The organism is Dubosiella newyorkensis (assembly GCF_001945605.1).
Classification (GTDB): Bacteria; Bacillota_I; Bacilli_A; order Erysipelotrichales; family Erysipelotrichaceae; genus Dubosiella; species Dubosiella newyorkensis.
This window is the reverse complement of the sequence record NZ_MPKA01000022.1, coordinates 1-19,537: the sequence shown is the minus strand read 5'-3', so window position 1 is coordinate 19,537 and position 19,537 is coordinate 1. Positions and strand designations below refer to the sequence as shown.

Genomic DNA, 19,537 nt, shown 5'->3' with positions numbered 1-19,537 from the left:
GTGCAAATATTATTCGCTGCCTCTCAATAATTATTTTTTAACGAAGGGGCAAATAAAAAAGGTGCTGGGATATCGGTTTACACCGCTTCCTTAGCACCATTTTTGAAAATCATCTCTTAAAGTCAGGGAATATATCGAGAATCTAATTCTGTCAACGCTTTTCGCAAAATTTTTTTAAAAAAAGTAAAAGCTACCAAAGGAGGATAAAACCTGGTAGCTTTCGGGAGAGTTGAAAACATCTGTTGATGGGACAAATACTTTCGTTGGCTGTAACAGTCAGCGATGGAGTATACTGACTGTTCCCCTATTTAAACACATTGTCTTATTGAAAGCAAATCAATTCGTTGGACTAAAATAACGGAACAGCTTTGAGAACGATTTCTAATCTCGTATAATAAATAATAATGATAGGAATTGGATATGCAGACAAAAGAAAGAATAATTTATTTACTTGATACGATCAATGAAAACAAGATTTTGCAGGTCAAAGCGATCGCTGAAGAATTGGGAGTTTCTGAATCAACGATCCGAAGAGATCTCAAAGAGCTAGAACTTCAAGGAAAGCTGAAACGGATTCATGGAGGCGCTGTGAAAAATACAGGACAAAATGTCTTGAATGGCCACAAAGAAACCGATATGTACCAACGGATGGATATCAATTATCCGGAAAAAGTGAAAATCTGCAAGTTGGCCGCTAAAAAGGTCAAAGATGGAGACTGTATCTTTTTGGATGGGGGAACAACACTCGTGCCTCTTATGGGAATGCTGCAATATAGACCGGTAACGATCGTGACACATAATTATTTGGCGGTGGCCCAATTGAATCGCCCCAAAGCGCAGATCATTGTGATTGGTGGAGACTACTCTTCGAAGTATGCGATGGGAATGGGAAGCATGGCTCAAAATGAGATCGCTCAATTTCAATTTGATGTGGCTTTTATCGGGTGCGCTGGCATTGATCAAAAAACGGGGATGGCGTATACAGCCGAGATGAGTTCACGAGAAATAAAAAAGATCGCGCTGCAAAATGCGACGCGTACATATTTGCTGGTCGACCAGTCGAAAATGAATGTGCTTGGCTTTTGTAAATTCGAAGCTCTCTCCACCTTCGATACGATCATTTCAGAAGAAGGGGAAAGCTCGATGGAAATCGATGAAGAGTTCATGCTGGTCGAACATTAGAATGGATCGTCTTTTCGTTCATCTCTTTAGGGTTTCTTCAAAAGCAAGACTATAATGAGGGTGAAGGTAAAGAAAGGCCTCGATTTGTGAGAAAGGGTAGCAATTTAAGGAGGCAATTATGGAAAAAAAGAAAACATGGATCACAGTCCTTGTCGTGGTTATCGTTGTGATCGCTCTGGTCGCAGCCATTTGGGCCGGCAATAAAGGCGAAAGTCAAGAAGAACAGCAAATTCAAGAAGACCAAACAACCGAAAATACGACTGGAAACGAAGAGAAAGCGCCTGAAAACGATTCTCAAGTCGATGAAGAAGGATCACAGAGTCAGCAAGAAGAAAATCAAGAACAAGCTGAAGAAAACATGATCGAAGGAACAGAGCAGTCATAAAAAAACCGCGTTTGCGGTTTTTTCTACATCGATAGCTGCTGTAAAACGATTTCCATTCCATGCAAGGTCGCATAGATCGGATCATCCATCAAATAGATCGGACAGCCGATCTTGTCTTGTAAATAGGCGACCATTCCTTTTAGACGCATGATCCCGCCAGCGCAAACGATCCCGCGGTTCACGACATCTTTTTGTTCTTGGATCGAAAGAGATCGTAAAAAATCGGTGATCCAGTTGGCTAGCGAAAGAGCCAACGGCTCGAGAAGAATGGCGATTTCGTTTTCGGAGATCTGGATGTTTTTTGGAGTCTTGGTTTGAGAATCGATCCCTACAACAGGAATGAGAAGCGCCTCTTTTTCTTGTAGGATCGATCCTCCTGTTCGAATGATCTCTTCAAGTGTATTCTCGGTGACGAGCAACTTTTTTTGTTGGTAAAGCCAGGACGAAATCGCGACGCCGATCACTTGGCCCGTGATTTCTCCAATTTGATAGCGGACCATCTGGCTGTTGGAAAAAAGGGCAATATCACAATTGCTGGAGCCAACATTCATGATACAGCACGCTTTTGGAAGAGATAAGTTGAGTTGGCTTCCAAGCGCGGTAAACCATATTTCTCTATCGTAAAATACTTGGTGAGCGCCAAGCTGGATCAATGTGTTCTTGATCTCTTCGCAAGCTTCATTCGAGAGGCTTGTGGGATAAGAAAACAAAATTGTCGTTTTTGTAAATACTCGAAAGATCTTATATTGAAAGCATAGCTGCTCGAGCAAGAGCTCCAAGACTTGAATGTCGACTTGGTTGTCTTGGATCGGGGAAATCACCCGAACTTGCTCATCTTGCATTCCTTTCATTTCATAGGCTTCTTTGCCGATCGCCAGGACGTGCGATTTTTGATCGATGGCTACCATGCATGGCTCATCGAAGAGTAGGCCTTCTTCTAAGGTGAATAGGCGGATAGAATTGGCGCCTAAATCAATGCCTGCGTAAATCATAGAGGTCCTCCGTTTCTTGTTTTTTTTATAGTAGCGCATATTTTACTATGATACAATAAATAAACATGGAACAAACTTGCTTACTCGACTTAAAAAATGAAAATTTGTCTTTAGTGGTTACGCTCTCGGATATTGACAGCGAAAAAACGATGAAGTACATCCTGCTGCTTTTAAAATGTGTTCCGGTTTTTGAAAAGCTGCAGCTTTCGGTTCGGATCTACACCCTACAGCCACAAGCGGATATGGATCGGATCGCTGCCGTATATCAAACGAATTTTTTATGGCATGAATCGAAAGAAATGATCGAAGCGCTGGGGGCTTACAAAACAAAAGTCGTATTTGGAAAGAAAAGAGAAATCGTGTATTCGTATTTATTTTTGTTTCATGACGACCGGCTTGTCAAAATGGAAAAAAGGATCTCGAAAACAACGCTTTTCGCATTGCTTCAAATGGCGATAAAAATCCGATCCAAAGAATTTTTAAAAAAATTAGAAAATATGTTTGACAACTTTGAGTCGCTTTGATAGTATTAGTTATGCAATTGGAACACGGAGGTTTAGCTCAGTTGGGAGAGCGTCTGCCTTACAAGCAGAGGGTCAGCGGTTCGAGCCCGTTAACCTCCACCATTTGTTCATTGTGGAGGAATAGCGAAGTGGCTAAACGCGGCTGACTGTAACTCAGTTCCTTCGGGTTCGGCAGTTCGAATCTGTCTTCCTCCACCATTTTTTATTGGGGTATAGCCAAGCGGTAAGGCACAGGACTTTGACTCCTGCATTTCTCTGGTTCGAATCCAGATACCCCAGCCATTCTATTGCAGGTGTAGTTCAATGGTAGAACTTCAGCCTTCCAAGCTGACTACGTGAGTTCGATTCTCATCACCTGCTCCATATCGAATCTAGATCCCTGAAAAAGGGATTTTTTTTGGTTTGACTAGGCTTTGCTGGACTGTATTATAGTTTGCTTAGATGTGGTCACTTTAATGATGGATGAAGTACAACGATAAAGCAAACTAGCAAAAAACGGTGGCCGATTTGGGTAGAAAATAAAAAAACCCTTTATTTAAAGGGTTGATTTCTAATGGTGCCGGTACGCGGAATTGAACCACGAGTTGATCCTTACCATGGACCCGTATTGCCATTATACTATACCGGCGCATTTAAGCCTTTATTTAAAGAAGTATAGAGCTATTTTATCATATTTTTTTGAGTTTTGGACTATTTTTAGTGAAAAATGAAGCATAAAAAATCGAATTGCCCTTTTCGTTTGTCAATGACACACTATCGTTGAAAGGCAATGCGAACAATGTTATGATTAACTCGATTTTAAAGGAGGACATAACATGGCTGAAAATCTAACTAAAAAAGATTTAGCAAATGCCTTGGCCGAAACATTTTCAATAAAGAAGAAAGATGCAGCGGACTACGTCAATTTTGTGTTTGACCAAATCAAAGATGTGCTTGTCAAAGACGGTGTTGCCGATATGAGTGGATTTGGAAAATTCAGTATTCAAGAAAGAGCCGCAAGACAAGGAATCAATCCAGCAACGAAAGAAAAAATCGAGATCGCGGCATCAAAATCCCCAAAATTTAAAGCGAGCAAAGCTTTAAAAGATGCATTAAATCCAGAAAAATAGGAAATGAACGGAGAAAAAAGGTTCTCCGTTTTTTTTGCGCTTTCTTAGAGCAAATAATGATATGATAGAACATATGAAGCAAGAAACGGAGGTACAAAATGGAACAACCCATTTATGTCATAGGCCATAAAAACCCAGATACCGATTCGATCTGTGGTGCCATCTCATTAGCCACTCTAAAACAGCTCCAAGGAATCAACGCCATTCCAGCTAGAATCGGACATGTCAATCCTGAAACGGCATATATATTGAATAAAGTCGGAGTAGAACCGCCTATCCACATTTCGACCGCAAAATCTACGCTTTCTGAAATCGAGATCGATGAAGCGTATACAGTCAACGAAGGGGACACTTTGCGTGCTGGATGGGATGCTTTGATCGATCACAACGCCAAAACGCTCTACGTGATCGACGAAGAACAAAACTATAAAGGTCTTGTGACCTTAGGCGATATTTCAAAGATCCAAATGCAGGATCTCAATATCACCAAAGAGCTGCTCAAAGAAACATCGGCAGAAAACTTTCGCAGAGCGCTCAAAGGAAAGATCTTGCTCGAAGGGAATATTCCTCTTTCCGGAGAAGTTCGCATCGCCGATAAAAAAATGATGGAACGTGATCTGCAAGGCGCCATTATGGTACTCAACGACCACGAAGATTCGATGATCAAAAGCATGGCCAAAGGGTGCGCGATGATCTTGATCGCCGAAAACTTCGTTCCCAATGATTACATCATCGAAATGGCAAAACAAATGGGAGTCACACTGATCAACACTCCCTATAATTTAATGAAAATCATCCAAATGGTGTATCGCGCTATCCCAGTGTCCGCGATCATGACACCAGCCAATAAAATGGTCCAGTTCAACCGTAACGAATACTTAGAAGATGTAGAACGAGAGATGCTCAAGACCCGTCATTCCTCGTATCCGGTCGTACAACAAGGCAAACTCATTGGCTCCGTCGCACGCTACCATCTTTTGAAAAGCGCGAAAAAACAATTCGTTCTCGTTGACCACAATGAACGCAAACAAACGATCAACGATATCGAACAAGGCGAGATCATCGAGATCGTTGACCATCATAGAATCGGGGATATCGAAACAGATCGTCCGATCGTATTTAGAAACATGATCGTAGGTTCTTCGAACACGATCATCGCGCTCATGTACGATGAAGCAGGCATCAAAATGCCAGAACATGTAGCTAAACTCGTTTCCTACGCGATGATTTCCGATACGATGAACTTCAATTCACCAACCTGCACACCGATCGATCGCATGGTTGCGAAACGGATCGAAGAAGAATACCATCTCAATTTAAACGAAATGGCGCAAGATCTCTTTAAAAACACCGCCACGATCAAGGGAAAAGAATTCGATTCTATTTTGAACAACGATACAAAAGAATATATCCTAAATGGTCATCGCGTTGCGGTTTCGCAAGTCTTTATTTTTGATTTTGATGTTGTCGATGAAATCAAAGACGACTTTGTGAAATATATGGCGAAACAAAACAAAGGACGCCATAATGATCTGCATTTGATGGTTTTCACAAACGTCGAAGGAAAAGGTTCTCGCTTCCTGTATACAGGAAAACTATCCAGCATGCTTTCTGGAGCCATTCAAGAATTTGAACGATTAGGCTATGTCTCTCGTAAAAAACAAATCGTGCCAGGCTTAGCGAAAGAATTGAACTAGGAGTAAAAACTATGTCGGTTGAAGAAAAATTTATACGCTACGTACAATACGATACACAATCCGATGCCAGCAGCCAAACGATCCCAAGCACTAAAAAACAACTTGTCCTCGCCGACGCGCTCAAAAAAGAATGCGAGGCGATGGGCTTTGATCGAGTTGTTGAAAAGCAAGGAACCGTCTATGCGTTTTTAAAAGAAAAAGGCACTCGATCCAAAGAGGCGATCGGATTTGTCGCCCATATGGATACCGCCTCGGAAATTTCAGGGAAAAACGTAAAACCAAAGATCATCCGCGACTATGATGGCCAAACGATCCACCTGAATGAAACCTACTCGATGGATCCAGACCGTTTTCCTTCTTTAAAAAAGGTCAAACATGAGGATTTGATCGTAACAGACGGAACGACATTGCTAGGAGGAGACGATAAAGCAGGGATCGCCATCATCATGCAGGCTATGGAAGAATTGATCCATTCCGATCAACCTCATGGACCCGTCGCGATCGCCTTTACTCCCGATGAAGAAATCGGAAGAGGCGTGGAAGCTTTTGATTTAAAAGAGTTTCCGGTCGATTTCGCCTATACGATCGATGGCGATCGGATCGACGCGATCGATTATGAAACCTTTAACGCCGCCGAAGCGATCATTGATATTCAAGGCGTCTCGATCCATCCTGGCGACGCCAAAGATCGAATGGTCAACGCCGCCCTATTAGCGGTTGAGTTCGCTTCCATGCTTCCAAAAGACGAGATCCCATCAAAAACAGAAGGACGCGAAGGCTTTTATCACCTGTTGTCGATCGAAGGAGAATGCGAACACGCAAAACTCGTCTATTTGCTCCGGGAACATGACGTGAACAAGTTTGAAAACCAAATGGAAACGATCCAGCAGATCGCTAAAGAAATGAATGCGAAATACAACAATCGCATTGAAGCGACTATCCGAAAACAATATTCCAATATGAAAGAATACATGCATGGTGATCTGCGCAGCGTGCATCGAGCCGAAGAAGCGATAAGAAAAGCAGGCATGGAGCCTGTCCATACACCGGTAAGAGGAGGAACAGATGGAGCGATGCTTACAGAAAGAGGCTTGATCTGTCCAAATCTAGGAACAGGATCGTATAATCACCATGGACGCTATGAGTTCGCAAGCATTCCTCAAATGAAAAAAATGGTTGAAATCGTAAAGAGTATTTTGGAAGGATGATACACCAATGGATTATGGTAAAGAAGCATTAAAAAAACATAAACAATGGAGAGGGAAACTCGATGTGCAGGCGAAAATGCCTATTCAAAATCACGATGACCTTTCTATCGCCTATACACCAGGCGTAGCCGCTCCGTGCTTAGAGATCCAAAAAGATCCAGAAAGCGTATATACTTATACAGGAAAAGGAAATACAGTGGCCGTGATCAGCGATGGATCCGCCGTGCTCGGATTAGGCAATATTGGACCGGAAGCCGGAATCCCCGTCATGGAAGGAAAATGCGTTCTCTTTAAAGCATTAGCGGACATTGACGCGATCCCTCTTTGTCTCAATACCCAAGATGTCGATGAGCTCGTTCAGATTATTTCAGCTCTCCAGCCAAGCTTTGGCGGCATCAATCTTGAAGATATCGCGGCGCCACGCTGCTTTGATGTGGAAGCGAAACTCAAAGAAAAAATGAACATCCCTGTATTCCATGACGATCAGCATGGAACAGCGATCGTCGTCAGTTCCGCTTTGATCAACGCGCTTCGACTGCTGAAAAAAGAAGATCCGACAATCGTGATCAATGGAGCGGGAAGTGCTGGGATCGCGATTGCAAGTCTTTTGCTGGAGCTGCAATTAGGCGATGTCATCTTAGTTGATCGAGAAGGAATCCTGAACGTAGAAATGGATCTTACTTCAGGTCAGAGAAGATTGATCGACCGCGTCAATCGTTATAAAAAGACGGGAACGCTCGCCGACGCGCTCACAGAGGCCGACGTATTCATTGGAGTGAGCGCAGGCCATATCGTGACAAAAGAAATGATCCGTTCGATGAAAAAAGATCCGATCGTTTTCGCGATGGCCAATCCGATTCCAGAAATTGAACGGGCTGACGCTCTAGAGGCTGGCGCGAAGATCGTAGGCACAGGAAGAAGCGATTACCCAAATCAAATCAATAATGTCCTCGCATTCCCTGGAATCTTTAAAGGCGCCCTTCAAGCAAGAGCGAAAGAAATCAATGAAGCGATGAAGATCGCGGCCGTCTATGCGATCGCCGATTTGATCAAACCTGAAGAGCTCCATGAAGAATATGTGATCGTCTCCGCGTTGGATAGGCGCGTCGTTCCTGCTGTATCCAAAGCTGTATTCAAAGCGGCACAAGAAAGCGGGGTCGCGCCCCAAGAAGGAAGGTAGATCTATGGAACGAGTATCGATCGTAGCGGAAGGCGGGGGCACCAAGATCGCCTATACGGCCGGTGTACTCAAATGTTTGCTGGAAAACGAGATCTATGTTCCTTATTGTGTGGGAATTTCGGCGGGAGCCGAGGTCTTGCTTCCTTATGTTTCAAGGCAAATCCGACGCCTAGAGGTCACAGGGATCGATGCTCCTTCACAACCTGGCGCGGTGGGTCTTTCTGCGATCTTGAAAGAAGGAAGCATCTTCGGGATCGAGAGCACGAACAACTATATTGAAAAAGAAACGCCGCTAGACTTTGATACATTTTATAAAAGCTCGACTGAGATGGATACAGGACTCTATAATATGGAGAAGCATGTGATCGAGTATTTCGATAAATCGTATGTGGATCGATCGATGACATTGATCAAAGCGAGTTGCGCTTTGATGCTTTTAACCAAACCATATACATTTCAAGGCAAGAAATACTTTGATGCCGGGCTCGTCGATATGATCAGCATCGAGCAAGCCGAAAAAAAAGGATGTACGAAACATATTGTCATTTCCACAAAAGAAGAAGGCTATATCCGGAAAAAAGCGCCAGGCTATCAATTGCTTTTATCGAACCTTGTATATCGTGACAAACAGATCACAGATGATCTTAGAAATCGACATATTCGATATAACGAGCAATGGGCGCATATCGACAAGCTTCAAGCGGAAGGAAAGGCGCTGATCTTGCGCCCCCAAAAAGATCTAGGCATCACACGATATACGACAGATCCAAAAAAACTTAAACCGTGGTTTCAGCTCGGGTACGATGAAACAAAGGAACGTCTCGATGAGATCCGTTCCTTTTGCGGTCTTTAAGATGGCTGAGGCCATCTTTTCTTTTAGAGGACAAGGATGTAAAATAAAAAAGAGTATAACGAGGAGGGACGCGTATGGCTTATTTATTAGAAAATGATATTTTAAAGCTAGAATGTACGGAGCAAGGCGGGGAGATGCTCCATTTAACGAATAAAGAAGACGGAATAGAGATCATCTATCAAGGTGATGAAGCGTGGAGCGGTTCGAATCCTTCTCTTTTCCCTATTATCGGATCCACCTATAATAAAACGTATGAAATCGCTGGAAAACAGTATTCGATGAAAAACCATGGATTGATCCGGTATGCACGCTTGAAAGGAGAACAAGGGGACGATCATATTTCCTTCATCTATGAAAGCGATGAAGAGACCCGCAAACAGTATCCTTTTGATTTCTCCTATAAGATTACGTATCGTCTTGAAAACAACCAAGTCAAGATCGACTATCGAATCGAGAATACAGGAAAAGAAGATATGCCATTCTCTTTTGGCCTTCATCCGGCATTTCGGGTACCACAAAAACAAGGAGAAATGTTTGAAGAATATTCCATCCATTTTGAAAATGACGAGAATGCCAATCAAATCATTTTTCATGATGATCTGAGCATTCCTTCCCATACCCAGTCTGTCCACTTGAATAATTGGCAGCTCAACCGCGATGAAATCAAAAGATTCGCTACTATCGTACTGAAGGATTTTAGCTCTACTTACGTAGATCTTGAATATAAAAACGTTCCTAAGATCCGGATCAGCTTCCCAGGATTTCCGTTTTTAGCGATCTGGTCGCATCCTTCGCCATCGAATTTTATTTGTATCGAACCGTGGTTCGGACATGCGGATTTCGATCAGTCTTGCTCGGATTTCTATCAACGGGAAGGGACGATCATCCTACAGCCGCATGAAGTGTTCAAAACTGGATATACGATCACGATCTTCCAGAATAAGGAAGGAAAATAAAATGATCGGAATGATCATAACGGGCCACGCGCATTTTGGCACAGGAATGAAAAGCGCGTTGACTTTGCTGGCAGGAGAGCTGAACGCTATCGAAGCCATCGATTTTGAGGAAGGATGCACGAAAACGCTCCTGGAAGCAAAAATCGATGAAAAATGTACGAAGCTTTTAGAGGTTTGTGATGGAGTATTGATCTTTTGCGACCTTTTAGGAGGAACTCCATTTCAATGTGCGGCTTTATATGCCCGTGGGCGCAAGGATGTCAAAGTGCTTGCAGGAACCAATCTAGGCATGCTCAGCGAAGCCAACTTAACAAGACAATTTATAGCGGATTTAGACGAATTAGCAAAAAGTATCGAAACGATCGGGAAAGATAGCGTTCTCTATTTTCAATCAAAAACAGAAGGAAATTAAAATTCCTTCTGTTTTTGGCATTGTTTGGCATAATCGGTTGGAGCGATCGAAAAATGCGATTTGAATTTTCGAGAAAAATAATGAACACTCGTAAAACCAAGACGATCGGAGATCTCCGAAATCGTGTACTTATGTTCTTGAATCATTTCTTTCGCGCGATCTAATTTTACATTCGATATATATTGTTTTGGCCCAATGTCGAATTTTTCTTTAAAAATATTTTGGATCTTGCTTCTAGAAATCTGGAATCGTTCACAAAGGGCCTCGACTGAAATGTTTTGATCGATATGCGTCTGGATATAAATCAAGATTTCATTAAATAAGGCGTTTTCGTAATGTACCTGCATTGGATTGTATTCGTTGGCTTGTGTTTCGATCCGCTCGCGGAAAAGCATAAGAACGACTTCTTTCAAATAGACGATCGCAAGCTCATGCTCGATTTCATGATCGTTTTGGACCGCCTTCATATATTTTGACAACAGAGAATACACTTCCCGGTTTCGAAGATGGATGATGATGTTTTTCAAGGAAGTATCTAGCGTCGTTTCCATTAAAAAAGAAATCATCAAATAGGAGCAGTTTTGATCGGACTTCGTATGCATCGACAACTTTTGATCTGGATACAATAAAAGACAATCATTCGCTTTCAAACAATAAGCGTGTTCATCGCATTCGATCTCGATTTCTCCCTCATCGATATAAAGCAATACGTAAAAAGGAAGGATCTGTTCTGGGAAAAAATAACCCGCCTTGCGGATATAATAATAATTTGTATAGATCTCTTTCATTGCGATCTTCGAAGAAATCGGTTTATATTCGATTGGATCTTGGATCTTTTTTTCGTTGAGTGTCGCTTCGTTATAGTAGATCTTCAGCTCTGAATGATCCGTGATCGGAACAAAGTTGAAATACACGTTCGGATCGATTTCGATCGTGCGGTGCAAGACGAATTTTTTAAAATGGATTCCATCGTGCGAAAGCGCCACCATCGTGATCCCGCTCATATTTTCGAGATACGTAGGCGTACTCGAAAAGAAGGCGCGATCAAAGGATTTTGCCTTCAATTGTAGAATATGGTCCGACATCTCTTTCACTTCTTTGGGCGGAATATTGTGGACTTCCCCAAAATCTTGGAATTTAAAATTTGTTGTTCTGCGCAACATATGATCACCTTTCTTCTATTATATCGATTTTGTTGAAAAACAAAGAATGGTTTACTCAAATAAAGGAAAAGTGGTAAAATCAAACTATAAGTGGAAACCATAATTTTAAAGGAAGAAGGGAGAATCTATGGCTGAAATTGTTTTAACACGAATCGATGATCGATTGATTCATGGGCAAGTAGCGACTCAATGGATCGCTAAAACAGGAGCGAATACGGTGTTCGTTTTAAATGACGAGGTAGCGAAGGATCCATTCAAGCAAGAGCTTATGAACATGATCGCTCCTGCCAACGCGAAAACGCGTTATTATACGCTGAAGGATGGGATCAAGGCGATCCAAGAAGCTGCATCTGAAGAAAAGATCATGATTTTAGTGACGGATCCAAAAGATGTATTGACATTGATCGACGGGGGAATCGAGATCCAAGATGTAAATGTCGGTAATTTGCCAAAAGCAGAAGGAAAAAAAGAAGTCAGCCCATCTGTATATGTGGATCAAAAGGAAGTCGACGCTTTTAAAGCTTTGCATGATCAAGGGGTTCATTTGAATGTGCAAAGCGTTCCGAATACTGTTCCAGCAAACGCAGACGAACTGTTAAGCGCTTAAGGTCGAAAAGAATGGCAAGGAAGCCATTCTTTTTTCTTTCTAAGTTCATCTTATTGGTATTTACCAAGAATTGTAGATATTTCTATCGAACATGATACAATAGAATCAAGAAAAAGGAGTGTTAAGTATGAAAGTAGTTGTTTGCGAAAATTATGATGATCTTTCGAATAAAGCATTTGAAGTCATTAAGGAACAAGTGGTCGAAAAACCAAATTCTGTATTGGGTCTAGCCACAGGTTCTTCGCCAGTTGGCATGTATCAAGATATGATCAAAGATCATAAAGAAAATGGAACAAGTTATAAAGATGTGTCTACTTATAATTTGGATGAGTATGTTGGAATCGATCGTAAGGATCCTCAATCGTATTACACGTTTATGAATGAGAATTTGTTCTCGGGCATCGATATCGATCCAAACAATACGCATGTTCCTTATGGAAACACAAAAGAAGATTGCGAAAAGTATGAAGACGCGGTCAATGGCGTCGATATCCAAGTTCTTGGAATCGGGCAAAATGGTCATATCGGCTTCAATGAGCCAGGCACACCATTCGATGAACCAACTCATATCGTTGATCTTACAGAAAACACGAGGGAAGCAAACGCGCGCTTCTTTGACAATGACATCAACAAGGTACCAACGCAAGCGATCACACAAGGAATCGGCACGATCATGAAGGCGAAAAAGATCTTGCTCGTAGCCAATGGAGCGAATAAAGCCGACGCGCTCAAAGCGATGATCGAAGGCGATGTCAATATCGAATGCCCAGCTTCTGTTCTTCAAAAGCATCCCGATGTGATCGTATTCATCGACAAAGAAGCGGCCAGCAAATTATCGAAGTAATTCAAGAGAGTGCATAGCGCACTCTTTTTCGTTTCTGAGAAGTGCTTGTATTTAATTGGCGAAATGCTTTATGATAAGGACATGAAAAAATGGATCTACCGTATCGTGCTGCTGGCTGCGATCTGTGTATTCAGCTTCAGCGCCTTTCAACTCTATAAAATATATAAAGAATCAAAAATGATCGATCAGGAAAATGAAAAACTACAAGAGATCGCCAAAATCGAGGACAACGCCAACAAGACGTTGACGATCGATTGGACCGCTTTAAAACAGAGCGCTCCTGATGTGGTGGGCTGGGTCTATGTACCAGGACTCGATTCTGTCTCTTTTCCGATCGTTCAAGGAAGCGACAACACGTATTACTTGAACCATACAACGCTAGGCGAAACCAATATTCGCGGATCGATCTTTTTAGATGCAGGGGCCGCTCCTGATTTTTCTGACGAAAACAATGTCGTCTATGGACATTCCGTGGAAGGAGGCGGAATGTTCACCTCCATGGACCGATTCGAGGACGCCTCTTTTTTTGAAACCCATCCTGTTTTTTATGTGTTGACACCGAGTCAAAACTACAAATGCGATGTCTTGGCCTTCTCCAAAACGACAGAAGGAACATCGTTCTATACAAAATACGACTTGACACAAACAACAGAACACGCGAACGAAATGATCTCTCAAGCGACGTATTCACGAAATATTCCTGTCGAAGGCAAACACTTCATCACTCTTTCGACATGTGATCTAGATTATGGCTTTGATTCAATCAATCGACTTGTTCTAGTGGGGGTCATGGAACCAACGACAGAGCCGATTCAAATGGAGGAATAAAATTGTGAAACATATATGTATCGTAACAGGCGGAACAGGGGGCCATATTTATCCGGCTTTAGCGTTCGCTTCAAAAGTTAAACAAATGCATCCAAATGATGAGATCATGTTCATTGGAAATGACGACAGAATGGAAGCAGATCTGATCCCAAGCTATGGATATCCGTTTCGTTCTTTGCACACTTCTGGCTTAGTAGGATCGCTTGGATCCAAAGCGAAGGCGATCTTGCAGATGATGCGGGCTCAACAAAAAGCAAAAGAGTATTTAAAAGAATTCAAGGCTGATCTAGTTATCGGATTTGGAGGCTATGTCAGCGCACCTGTTATGATGGCCGCTCAATCGCTTGATATCCCTACGATCATTCATGAACAAAATTCCATTGTTGGAAAATCGAACAAGCTCGTCATGAAAAAAGCCGACGGGATCGTCACTTGTTATGATAAATGCGATGAAGTTTTCCCGAAGGACAAGATCAAGAAATTTGGAAATCCTAGAGCGACGATCGCCAAGGAAGCCAATGTAGACCTAAGCTATTTCCACTCTTTGGGACTGAGCGACGATAAAAAGACGATCTTGATCATGATGGGAAGCTTGGGATCGTCGTCGATCAACGCTTTGATGAAAGAAGCGCTTCAAGGCATTCCTCAAGATTTTCAAATCCTCTATGTTTGTGGAAAAGATAATTCAGAAGATTTAGATCTATTCAAAGGAAATGAAAACGTACATGTCGTTCCTTATGTAGATACGCTCAAAATCTACGGAAAGATCGATGGCATGATTTGTAGGGCGGGCGCGACAACGATTGCAGAACTTACTGCTTTAGGGATCCCGGCTATTTTGATCCCAAGTCCCTATGTCGCAAACAATCATCAATACTACAACGCGAAAATGCTTGTGGATCGAGGGGCTGCAAGCATGATCGAAGAAAAGGATCTGAATCAAGAAACTCTGAAAGCGGCTTTTGCCAAGACATTTCTTAATGAAGAAAATCGAAACTCGATATCGGATAAGGCATTTAAGATGGGAAAAGGCGATGCGGCTTATGATCTAGTCGAGTACGCGTATACGCTAATGAAATAAGGGGAAGCATATGGATAGGATATTAGAGCGAATAAAACCTTTTGGAAAAGTTAAGATCGATGAATCGATGAAACAGCATACTACTTATCGTATAGGCGGGATCGTTGATTATTATATATATCCTAAAAACGAGCTCGCTCTGATCCGGCTTTTAGAGATCTTAAAAGAAGAAGCGATCCCATACTATATTTTAGGAAGAGGGTCCAATCTTCTTTTTCATGATTCCCATTTTCATGGAGCGATCATCAATTTAGATCAAACCTTGAATGAGTTTTATTTTGAACCGAATGGATTGTTGATCGCGCAAGCAGGATGTTCGCTCATCAATCTAGCAATGGAGGCGATGCGTCATTCTTTGAGCGGGCTCGAATTCGCTTCAGGGATCCCAGGATCTGTTGGTGGCGGATTGTTTATGAATGCAGGAGCCTATAATTCCAACCTTTCGAATGTTTTGGTCAAAGTGCTCGTTTTGAAAGATGGGGAGATCGTGTGGCTCGATAAGGAAGATCTCGAATACGATTATCGGCATTCTTTGTTTCAAAAACATCGAGACTGGACGATTTTAGCGGGCTGTTTTCAGCTGATCCCAAAAGAACAAGAGGAGATCCGCCAACTCATGAATTCAAGGCGCTCGCGCCGTATGCAAACACAGCCTCTCGATCAGCCTTGCGCGGGAAGCGTGTTCCGGAATCCAAAAGAGATGCCAGCCTGGAAGATCATCGATGAGCTAGGCTTGCGTGGAAAACGGATCGGGGATGCGATGATTTCCAAAAAGCACAGCAATTTTATTGTCAATTGCGGAGAAGCCAAGGCGGAAGATGTGCATCGTTTGATCGAATGCGTACAGATCCGAGCGAAAGAGAAATTCGGGATCGATTTGATTCAAGAAGTGGAATATTTAAATTGGAATGAAAAAGAAGACGAAGAAAAAGACGCTAAGTCTTAAAATGAGCGCGTGCCTTTGCGTTGTTCTCATGTTGATCTCGAGCTTTTTGATCTATTATTTTTCGCTGGATTCTCGAGTGAAGGTCAGCGCAGCAACAGGAAATTATTACTATACGGATCAGCAAGTGCTCGATATTGCCAAAGTGAACTCGGCTTCCCGCTATTGGCTGACTCCCAAATTTTTGATCGAGAATCGATTGAAGGCGGATCCTCTGATCGAATCTGTCTCAGTCAAAAAAAAGAATGATTCGATCTTGATCGATATTCAAGAAAAAACAGTCATTGGATATTATGTCAAGGATGGAAAAAACTATATGCTGACAAACAAAGGCGAATCGATCTTGCTGGATGAAAAATATCTAAAAAATATTATTCATTTTCCTTTATTGAGTGATTTTAACGATGAACAGTTAGAGCGGATCTGGAAAGAGTTTGAAAAATATGAGACGCTTTTGACGCGTGAGGTCGTGGAAAAGATCGCGGAAATCGTTCCGTATTCGACTTCGTACGATCAAAATATGCTTAAGATCACGATGCAAGATGGAAATATGGTCTATACAAGTATTCCAGACCTTATGATGATGTCACATTATAAAGATATGCTTTCGCAGCTGAAAGGCCAATCGGTCTGCCTAGTCTTGGATGCGCAAAACTCTTCGATCAATAAATTGGATTGCACATATCTCAACATGTCTTTAGAAGAAAGAGAAGCAAAACGGAAAGAAGAAGAAGCCCGTAAAAAGGAAGAAGCTCAAGCGCAAAAAAGAGCGGAAGAAGAAGCTAAGAAACAGCAAGAACAAGAAGAGAGCGGCCAACAAGAGGATCCAGAATCAAGTTCGCAAGAGCAAGAAGAGCCGATCAGCGAAGAGGATCCTGAAAATGAGGTCGAAGAGCAGGTGGACACCGAGGAAGACTGGATCTTGATGCCGGATAGTGGATATTTGTATTCCCAAAGCTTAAATCTTTACCAGGATCCAGCGACAGGGTCATATTATATATGGGATGAAAGTCAAGGTTTTATCCTGACTGAGTAAATATTTGTAGTTTAATTTTAAAGACATGCTATAATGTGCTATAGCAAACAGGAGGTACTTTATGCCTATTTATAAATCAACTGAATTTGGAAACATCCAAATTTCGCTCGATGCGATCGCTTCACTCGCGGGAGGAACGATCACGGAATGCTATGGAATCGTTGGAATGGCTTCTCAAAAACTATTGAAAGATGGTTTGGCAGAGCTTTTAAAACGCGATAATTATTCAAAGGGCATCGTCGTTCGTCAAAACGAGGATGGACTTGTTCTTGATATTTATATTATTGCTTTGCAAGGAATCAAGCTTGGCGAAGTGATCTATGAAGCCCAAAAACGTGTAAAATACGTCTTGGAGAAGACATTGGAAGTTAAGGTGCAAGCTATCAATATCTATGTTCAAGAAGTGCGGATGAGTAAGTAAAGGAGTCTATTTTTATGCAATATATCGATGGAAAATTGTTTAAAGAAATGCTTCTTTCTGGAATGAATAATTTAGGAAATCATTCTTCTCAAATCGATGCACTGAACGTATTCCCAGTACCAGATGGGGATACAGGAACCAATATGTTCTTAACTGTTTCGAATGGCGTCAATGCGGCTTTAGAAGATCCTACGGATTCGGTAGGCGAGATCGCCAAAACGCTTTCTCGAGGACTATTGATGGGAGCACGCGGAAATTCAGGTGTTATTACTTCGCAAATTTTCCGTGGCTTTTATCAAGCAATCAAGGATCTTGATCAAATCGACGCGGCCCAGCTTGCCCATGCGCTTGTGAATGGTAGTCGTGTCGCTTATAAAGCGGTCATGCGTCCTGTTGAAGGAACGATCTTGACAGTCATTCGAGAAGCGGCGGATTACACGTATGCCTATACGATGAGCGAAGAAGTGACAGATTGCACGAAAGTCATGGCTCGTATGGTCAAGGAAGCGGAAGAATCTTTAGATACGACGCCGCAGCTCTTGCCAGTGCTTGCAGAAGTTGGCGTTGTCGATTCTGGCGGAAAAGGACTTTTGGTCATTTTGGAAGGTTTCTTGTCCGCGATGGAAGGAAAAGTCATCGCGCGTGAAGGGGAAGTAAATCCTGTAGAGGCGGCCCAAACGAAAGTGGAAGGCGGCGAGCAAGAATATGGATTCTGTACAGAATTCATCTTGCATCTTTCGGATCATGGAATCCGCAACTTCTCTGAAGATTCCTTTAAAAAGGAGCTGGCAACGATTGGAAATTCGATCGTGTGCGTTCAAGATGACGATCTTGTCAAGGTCCATGTCCATACGCTCGAGCCACAGACAGCGATCAAGATGGGAAAACGTCAAGGCCGTTTCATGAAGCTCAAGATCGAGAACATGCAGGATCAGCATGATAATATTCTTGAAAAAGAAGAAGAAGAGTATCATGAAATCAAAAAGGAACCTCACAAGAAGTATGGCATCATTACGGTAGCGGCTGGCGAAGGCATCAAGAACATGTTCAAAGAACTTCGCGCGGATGTCGTGATCGGAGGCGGTCAAACGATGAATCCATCGACGGAAGATTTCGTTTCTGCGATCCAAAAATTGAATTGCGACCATATTTTCATTCTTCCAAACAACTCGAATATCATTCTAGCCGCACAGCAAGCACAGTCTGTCATGGAAGATCAAGATATTCATGTGATTCCTTCCAAGACGATCCCACAAGGCTTATGCGCGTGTATCATGTTCAATCCGGATGTGGATGTGACGACCAACCTGGATGAGATGGAAAACGCTTTGAGCCAAGTCAAATCGGGAGAAGTGACGTATGCTGTCCGGGATACGACTTACGAAGGCATGGAAATCAAAAAAGGCCAATACATGGGAATGTTTGGCAAAGCGATCGTCGCTTGTCAAAACGACTGTATGCAGGCTTCGAAAGAACTCCTTTCCAAAATGCTTGATGAAGATAGCGAGCTTGTCACGATCATCTATGGAGAAGATGCGACTAAAGAAATGGCGGAAGAACTTGGAGCGTTCGTCGAAGAAAACAGCGATGCCGAAGTGGAAATCAATAACGGAGAACAACCAGTCTATTCCTTTATCCTTGGTGTTGAATAAAAAAAACCTAAGCTTCATCGCTTAGGTTTTTTTAGAAAGAAAATTCAGAATGAAAAAATATACAAAGCAAGAATTTGCCGATCTTTTGAATGTGGAGGGTAAGCGGGAATTAAAACAGCGTATAGAAAACGCTCATCGAATCAGAGACAATATCTCTACCTGCGATGAGCGTCTTTGTTTTTATTGGCATATGCTGATCAAATTTGGATTCCAAGGCATACATTCCTCCAGTATTTCGCTGGTCAGCTTTCCAGCATGTCTTGAGAGTTCTTTTAAAAGGTGAAGGATGTATTTGTAAGGGATCAGCCCATTGGCTTTGGCGCTTTCTACGATCGAATAGAGCACTCCGCAAGCCTTGGCTCCTCTAGGACTTCCCGAAAACAGCCAGTTGTTTCTTCCTACCGCAAAATTTCGGATCGTCCTTTCGGCAAGCGAATTGGTCATCGGCAGACTTCCGTTGTCCA

General features: G+C 42.3%; 21 protein-coding genes and 5 tRNA genes. 22 read left to right on the top strand and 4 right to left on the bottom strand.

Translation table 11 applies throughout. The features are described from left to right. Positions 1 to 420 precede the first annotated feature (420 nt). Both BO225_RS00845 and BO225_RS00840 read left to right on the top strand, forming a co-directional pair. The gene (locus BO225_RS00845; RefSeq protein ID WP_076340405.1) at positions 421 to 1,182 is read left to right on the top strand and encodes a DeoR/GlpR family DNA-binding transcription regulator; all 762 of its coding nucleotides are present in this window, start codon (positions 421 to 423) and stop codon (positions 1,180 to 1,182) included. Positions 1,183 to 1,300: 118 nt separating this feature from the next. Further along, entirely contained in the window at positions 1,301 to 1,567 is a 267-nt protein-coding gene (locus BO225_RS00840; RefSeq protein WP_076340404.1) for a hypothetical protein, read from the top strand. Between the two features lie 23 nt (positions 1,568 to 1,590). Here BO225_RS00840 and BO225_RS00835 read toward each other — a convergent pair whose 3' ends face one another. Continuing rightward, entirely contained in the window at positions 1,591 to 2,559 is a 969-nt protein-coding gene (locus tag BO225_RS00835) for a rod shape-determining protein (protein ID WP_076340403.1), read from the bottom strand. A 65-nt stretch (positions 2,560 to 2,624) separates the two neighbouring features. On the opposite strand from BO225_RS00835, the gene BO225_RS00830 reads away from it, so the two are divergent. The 5 genes from BO225_RS00830 to BO225_RS00810 all read left to right on the top strand — a co-directional run bounded on the left by BO225_RS00830 (position 2,625) and on the right by BO225_RS00810 (position 3,446). Further along, positions 2,625 to 3,083: a hypothetical protein gene (locus BO225_RS00830; protein ID WP_076340402.1), complete on the top strand. Its 459-nt coding sequence runs from the start codon at positions 2,625 to 2,627 to the stop codon at positions 3,081 to 3,083. Positions 3,084 to 3,109: 26 nt separating this feature from the next. Then, a tRNA-Val gene (locus BO225_RS00825) sits at positions 3,110 to 3,185 on the top strand. Between the two features lie 12 nt (positions 3,186 to 3,197). Beyond that, a tRNA-Tyr gene (locus BO225_RS00820) sits at positions 3,198 to 3,281 on the top strand. A gap of 8 nt (positions 3,282 to 3,289) precedes the next feature. Next, positions 3,290 to 3,365, top strand: a tRNA-Gln gene (locus tag BO225_RS00815). A 7-nt stretch (positions 3,366 to 3,372) separates the two neighbouring features. Next, positions 3,373 to 3,446: transfer RNA gene (locus tag BO225_RS00810), tRNA-Gly, on the top strand. Positions 3,447 to 3,637: 191 nt separating this feature from the next. Here the strand turns inward: BO225_RS00810 and BO225_RS00805 are convergent. Further along, positions 3,638 to 3,711: transfer RNA gene (locus BO225_RS00805), tRNA-Thr, on the bottom strand. A 187-nt stretch (positions 3,712 to 3,898) separates the two neighbouring features. Between BO225_RS00805 and BO225_RS00800 the strand changes: the two genes are divergently transcribed. From BO225_RS00800 to BO225_RS00770, 7 genes are all read left to right on the top strand, one after another. After that, positions 3,899 to 4,192 carry an HU family DNA-binding protein gene (locus BO225_RS00800; protein ID WP_076340401.1) on the top strand — a complete coding sequence of 98 codons (294 nt, stop codon included), beginning with the start codon at positions 3,899 to 3,901 and terminating at the stop codon, positions 4,190 to 4,192. A 98-nt stretch (positions 4,193 to 4,290) separates the two neighbouring features. Then, positions 4,291 to 5,889 (top strand): putative manganese-dependent inorganic diphosphatase, encoded by a 1,599-nt coding sequence (locus BO225_RS00795; protein WP_076340400.1) that lies wholly within the window; start codon positions 4,291 to 4,293, stop codon positions 5,887 to 5,889. A gap of 11 nt (positions 5,890 to 5,900) precedes the next feature. Beyond that, positions 5,901 to 7,097 carry a peptidase T gene (gene pepT / locus BO225_RS00790; protein ID WP_076340399.1) on the top strand — a complete coding sequence of 399 codons (1,197 nt, stop codon included), beginning with the start codon at positions 5,901 to 5,903 and terminating at the stop codon, positions 7,095 to 7,097. A gap of 7 nt (positions 7,098 to 7,104) precedes the next feature. Continuing rightward, positions 7,105 to 8,277, top strand: a complete 1,173-nt coding sequence (locus BO225_RS00785; RefSeq protein ID WP_076340398.1) for an NAD(P)-dependent malic enzyme — start codon at positions 7,105 to 7,107, stop codon at positions 8,275 to 8,277. A 4-nt stretch (positions 8,278 to 8,281) separates the two neighbouring features. Next, the gene (locus BO225_RS00780; protein ID WP_076340397.1) at positions 8,282 to 9,130 is read left to right on the top strand and encodes a patatin-like phospholipase family protein; all 849 of its coding nucleotides are present in this window, start codon (positions 8,282 to 8,284) and stop codon (positions 9,128 to 9,130) included. Between the two features lie 74 nt (positions 9,131 to 9,204). Continuing rightward, positions 9,205 to 10,086 carry an aldose 1-epimerase family protein gene (locus BO225_RS00775; protein ID WP_076340396.1) on the top strand — a complete coding sequence of 294 codons (882 nt, stop codon included), beginning with the start codon at positions 9,205 to 9,207 and terminating at the stop codon, positions 10,084 to 10,086. A gap of 1 nt (position 10,087) precedes the next feature. Beyond that, positions 10,088 to 10,498 carry a PTS sugar transporter subunit IIA domain-containing protein gene (locus BO225_RS00770; RefSeq protein ID WP_076340395.1) on the top strand — a complete coding sequence of 137 codons (411 nt, stop codon included), beginning with the start codon at positions 10,088 to 10,090 and terminating at the stop codon, positions 10,496 to 10,498. On the opposite strand, the gene BO225_RS00765 is transcribed toward BO225_RS00770, so the two are convergent. Beyond that, positions 10,495 to 11,661: a helix-turn-helix domain-containing protein gene (locus BO225_RS00765; RefSeq protein ID WP_076340394.1), complete on the bottom strand. Its 1,167-nt coding sequence runs from the start codon at positions 11,659 to 11,661 to the stop codon at positions 10,495 to 10,497. The two genes, BO225_RS00770 and BO225_RS00765, sit on opposite strands and share 4 nt — an antisense overlap. A gap of 127 nt (positions 11,662 to 11,788) precedes the next feature. Here BO225_RS00765 and BO225_RS00760 point away from each other — a divergent pair, with 127 nt between their 5' ends. From BO225_RS00760 to BO225_RS00725, 8 genes are all read left to right on the top strand, one after another. Further along, the gene (locus BO225_RS00760; RefSeq protein ID WP_076340393.1) at positions 11,789 to 12,268 is read left to right on the top strand and encodes a PTS sugar transporter subunit IIB; all 480 of its coding nucleotides are present in this window, start codon (positions 11,789 to 11,791) and stop codon (positions 12,266 to 12,268) included. Positions 12,269 to 12,395: 127 nt separating this feature from the next. After that, a complete protein-coding gene (nagB, locus tag BO225_RS00755; RefSeq protein WP_076340392.1) occupies positions 12,396 to 13,112 on the top strand; it encodes a glucosamine-6-phosphate deaminase in 717 nt (238 codons plus the stop codon). Positions 13,113 to 13,193: 81 nt separating this feature from the next. After that, complete coding sequence (locus tag BO225_RS00750; RefSeq protein WP_076340406.1) at positions 13,194 to 13,940, top strand: class B sortase; 747 nt, start codon at positions 13,194 to 13,196, stop codon at positions 13,938 to 13,940. A gap of 4 nt (positions 13,941 to 13,944) precedes the next feature. Further along, positions 13,945 to 15,021 carry an undecaprenyldiphospho-muramoylpentapeptide beta-N-acetylglucosaminyltransferase gene (gene murG, locus BO225_RS00745; protein WP_076340391.1) on the top strand — a complete coding sequence of 359 codons (1,077 nt, stop codon included), beginning with the start codon at positions 13,945 to 13,947 and terminating at the stop codon, positions 15,019 to 15,021. A gap of 10 nt (positions 15,022 to 15,031) precedes the next feature. Beyond that, positions 15,032 to 15,967 carry a UDP-N-acetylmuramate dehydrogenase gene (murB, locus tag BO225_RS00740; RefSeq protein ID WP_076340390.1) on the top strand — a complete coding sequence of 312 codons (936 nt, stop codon included), beginning with the start codon at positions 15,032 to 15,034 and terminating at the stop codon, positions 15,965 to 15,967. Next, on the top strand, positions 15,930 to 17,000 hold the full coding sequence (locus BO225_RS00735; RefSeq protein WP_076340389.1) for an FtsQ-type POTRA domain-containing protein: 1,071 nt from the start codon (positions 15,930 to 15,932) through the stop codon (positions 16,998 to 17,000). Before murB ends, BO225_RS00735 begins: the two co-directional genes overlap by 38 nt. 61 nt (positions 17,001 to 17,061) lie before the next feature. Then, positions 17,062 to 17,421, top strand: coding sequence for an Asp23/Gls24 family envelope stress response protein (locus BO225_RS00730; protein ID WP_076340388.1), 360 nt, complete (start codon positions 17,062 to 17,064; stop codon positions 17,419 to 17,421). Between the two features lie 14 nt (positions 17,422 to 17,435). Next, positions 17,436 to 19,073 (top strand): DAK2 domain-containing protein, encoded by a 1,638-nt coding sequence (locus BO225_RS00725; RefSeq protein ID WP_076340387.1) that lies wholly within the window; start codon positions 17,436 to 17,438, stop codon positions 19,071 to 19,073. Positions 19,074 to 19,253: 180 nt separating this feature from the next. On the opposite strand, the gene BO225_RS12965 is transcribed toward BO225_RS00725, so the two are convergent. After that, positions 19,254 to 19,537 (bottom strand): transposase domain-containing protein (locus BO225_RS12965; RefSeq protein ID WP_143356714.1); only part of this gene is annotated, 284 nt, incomplete at its 5' end.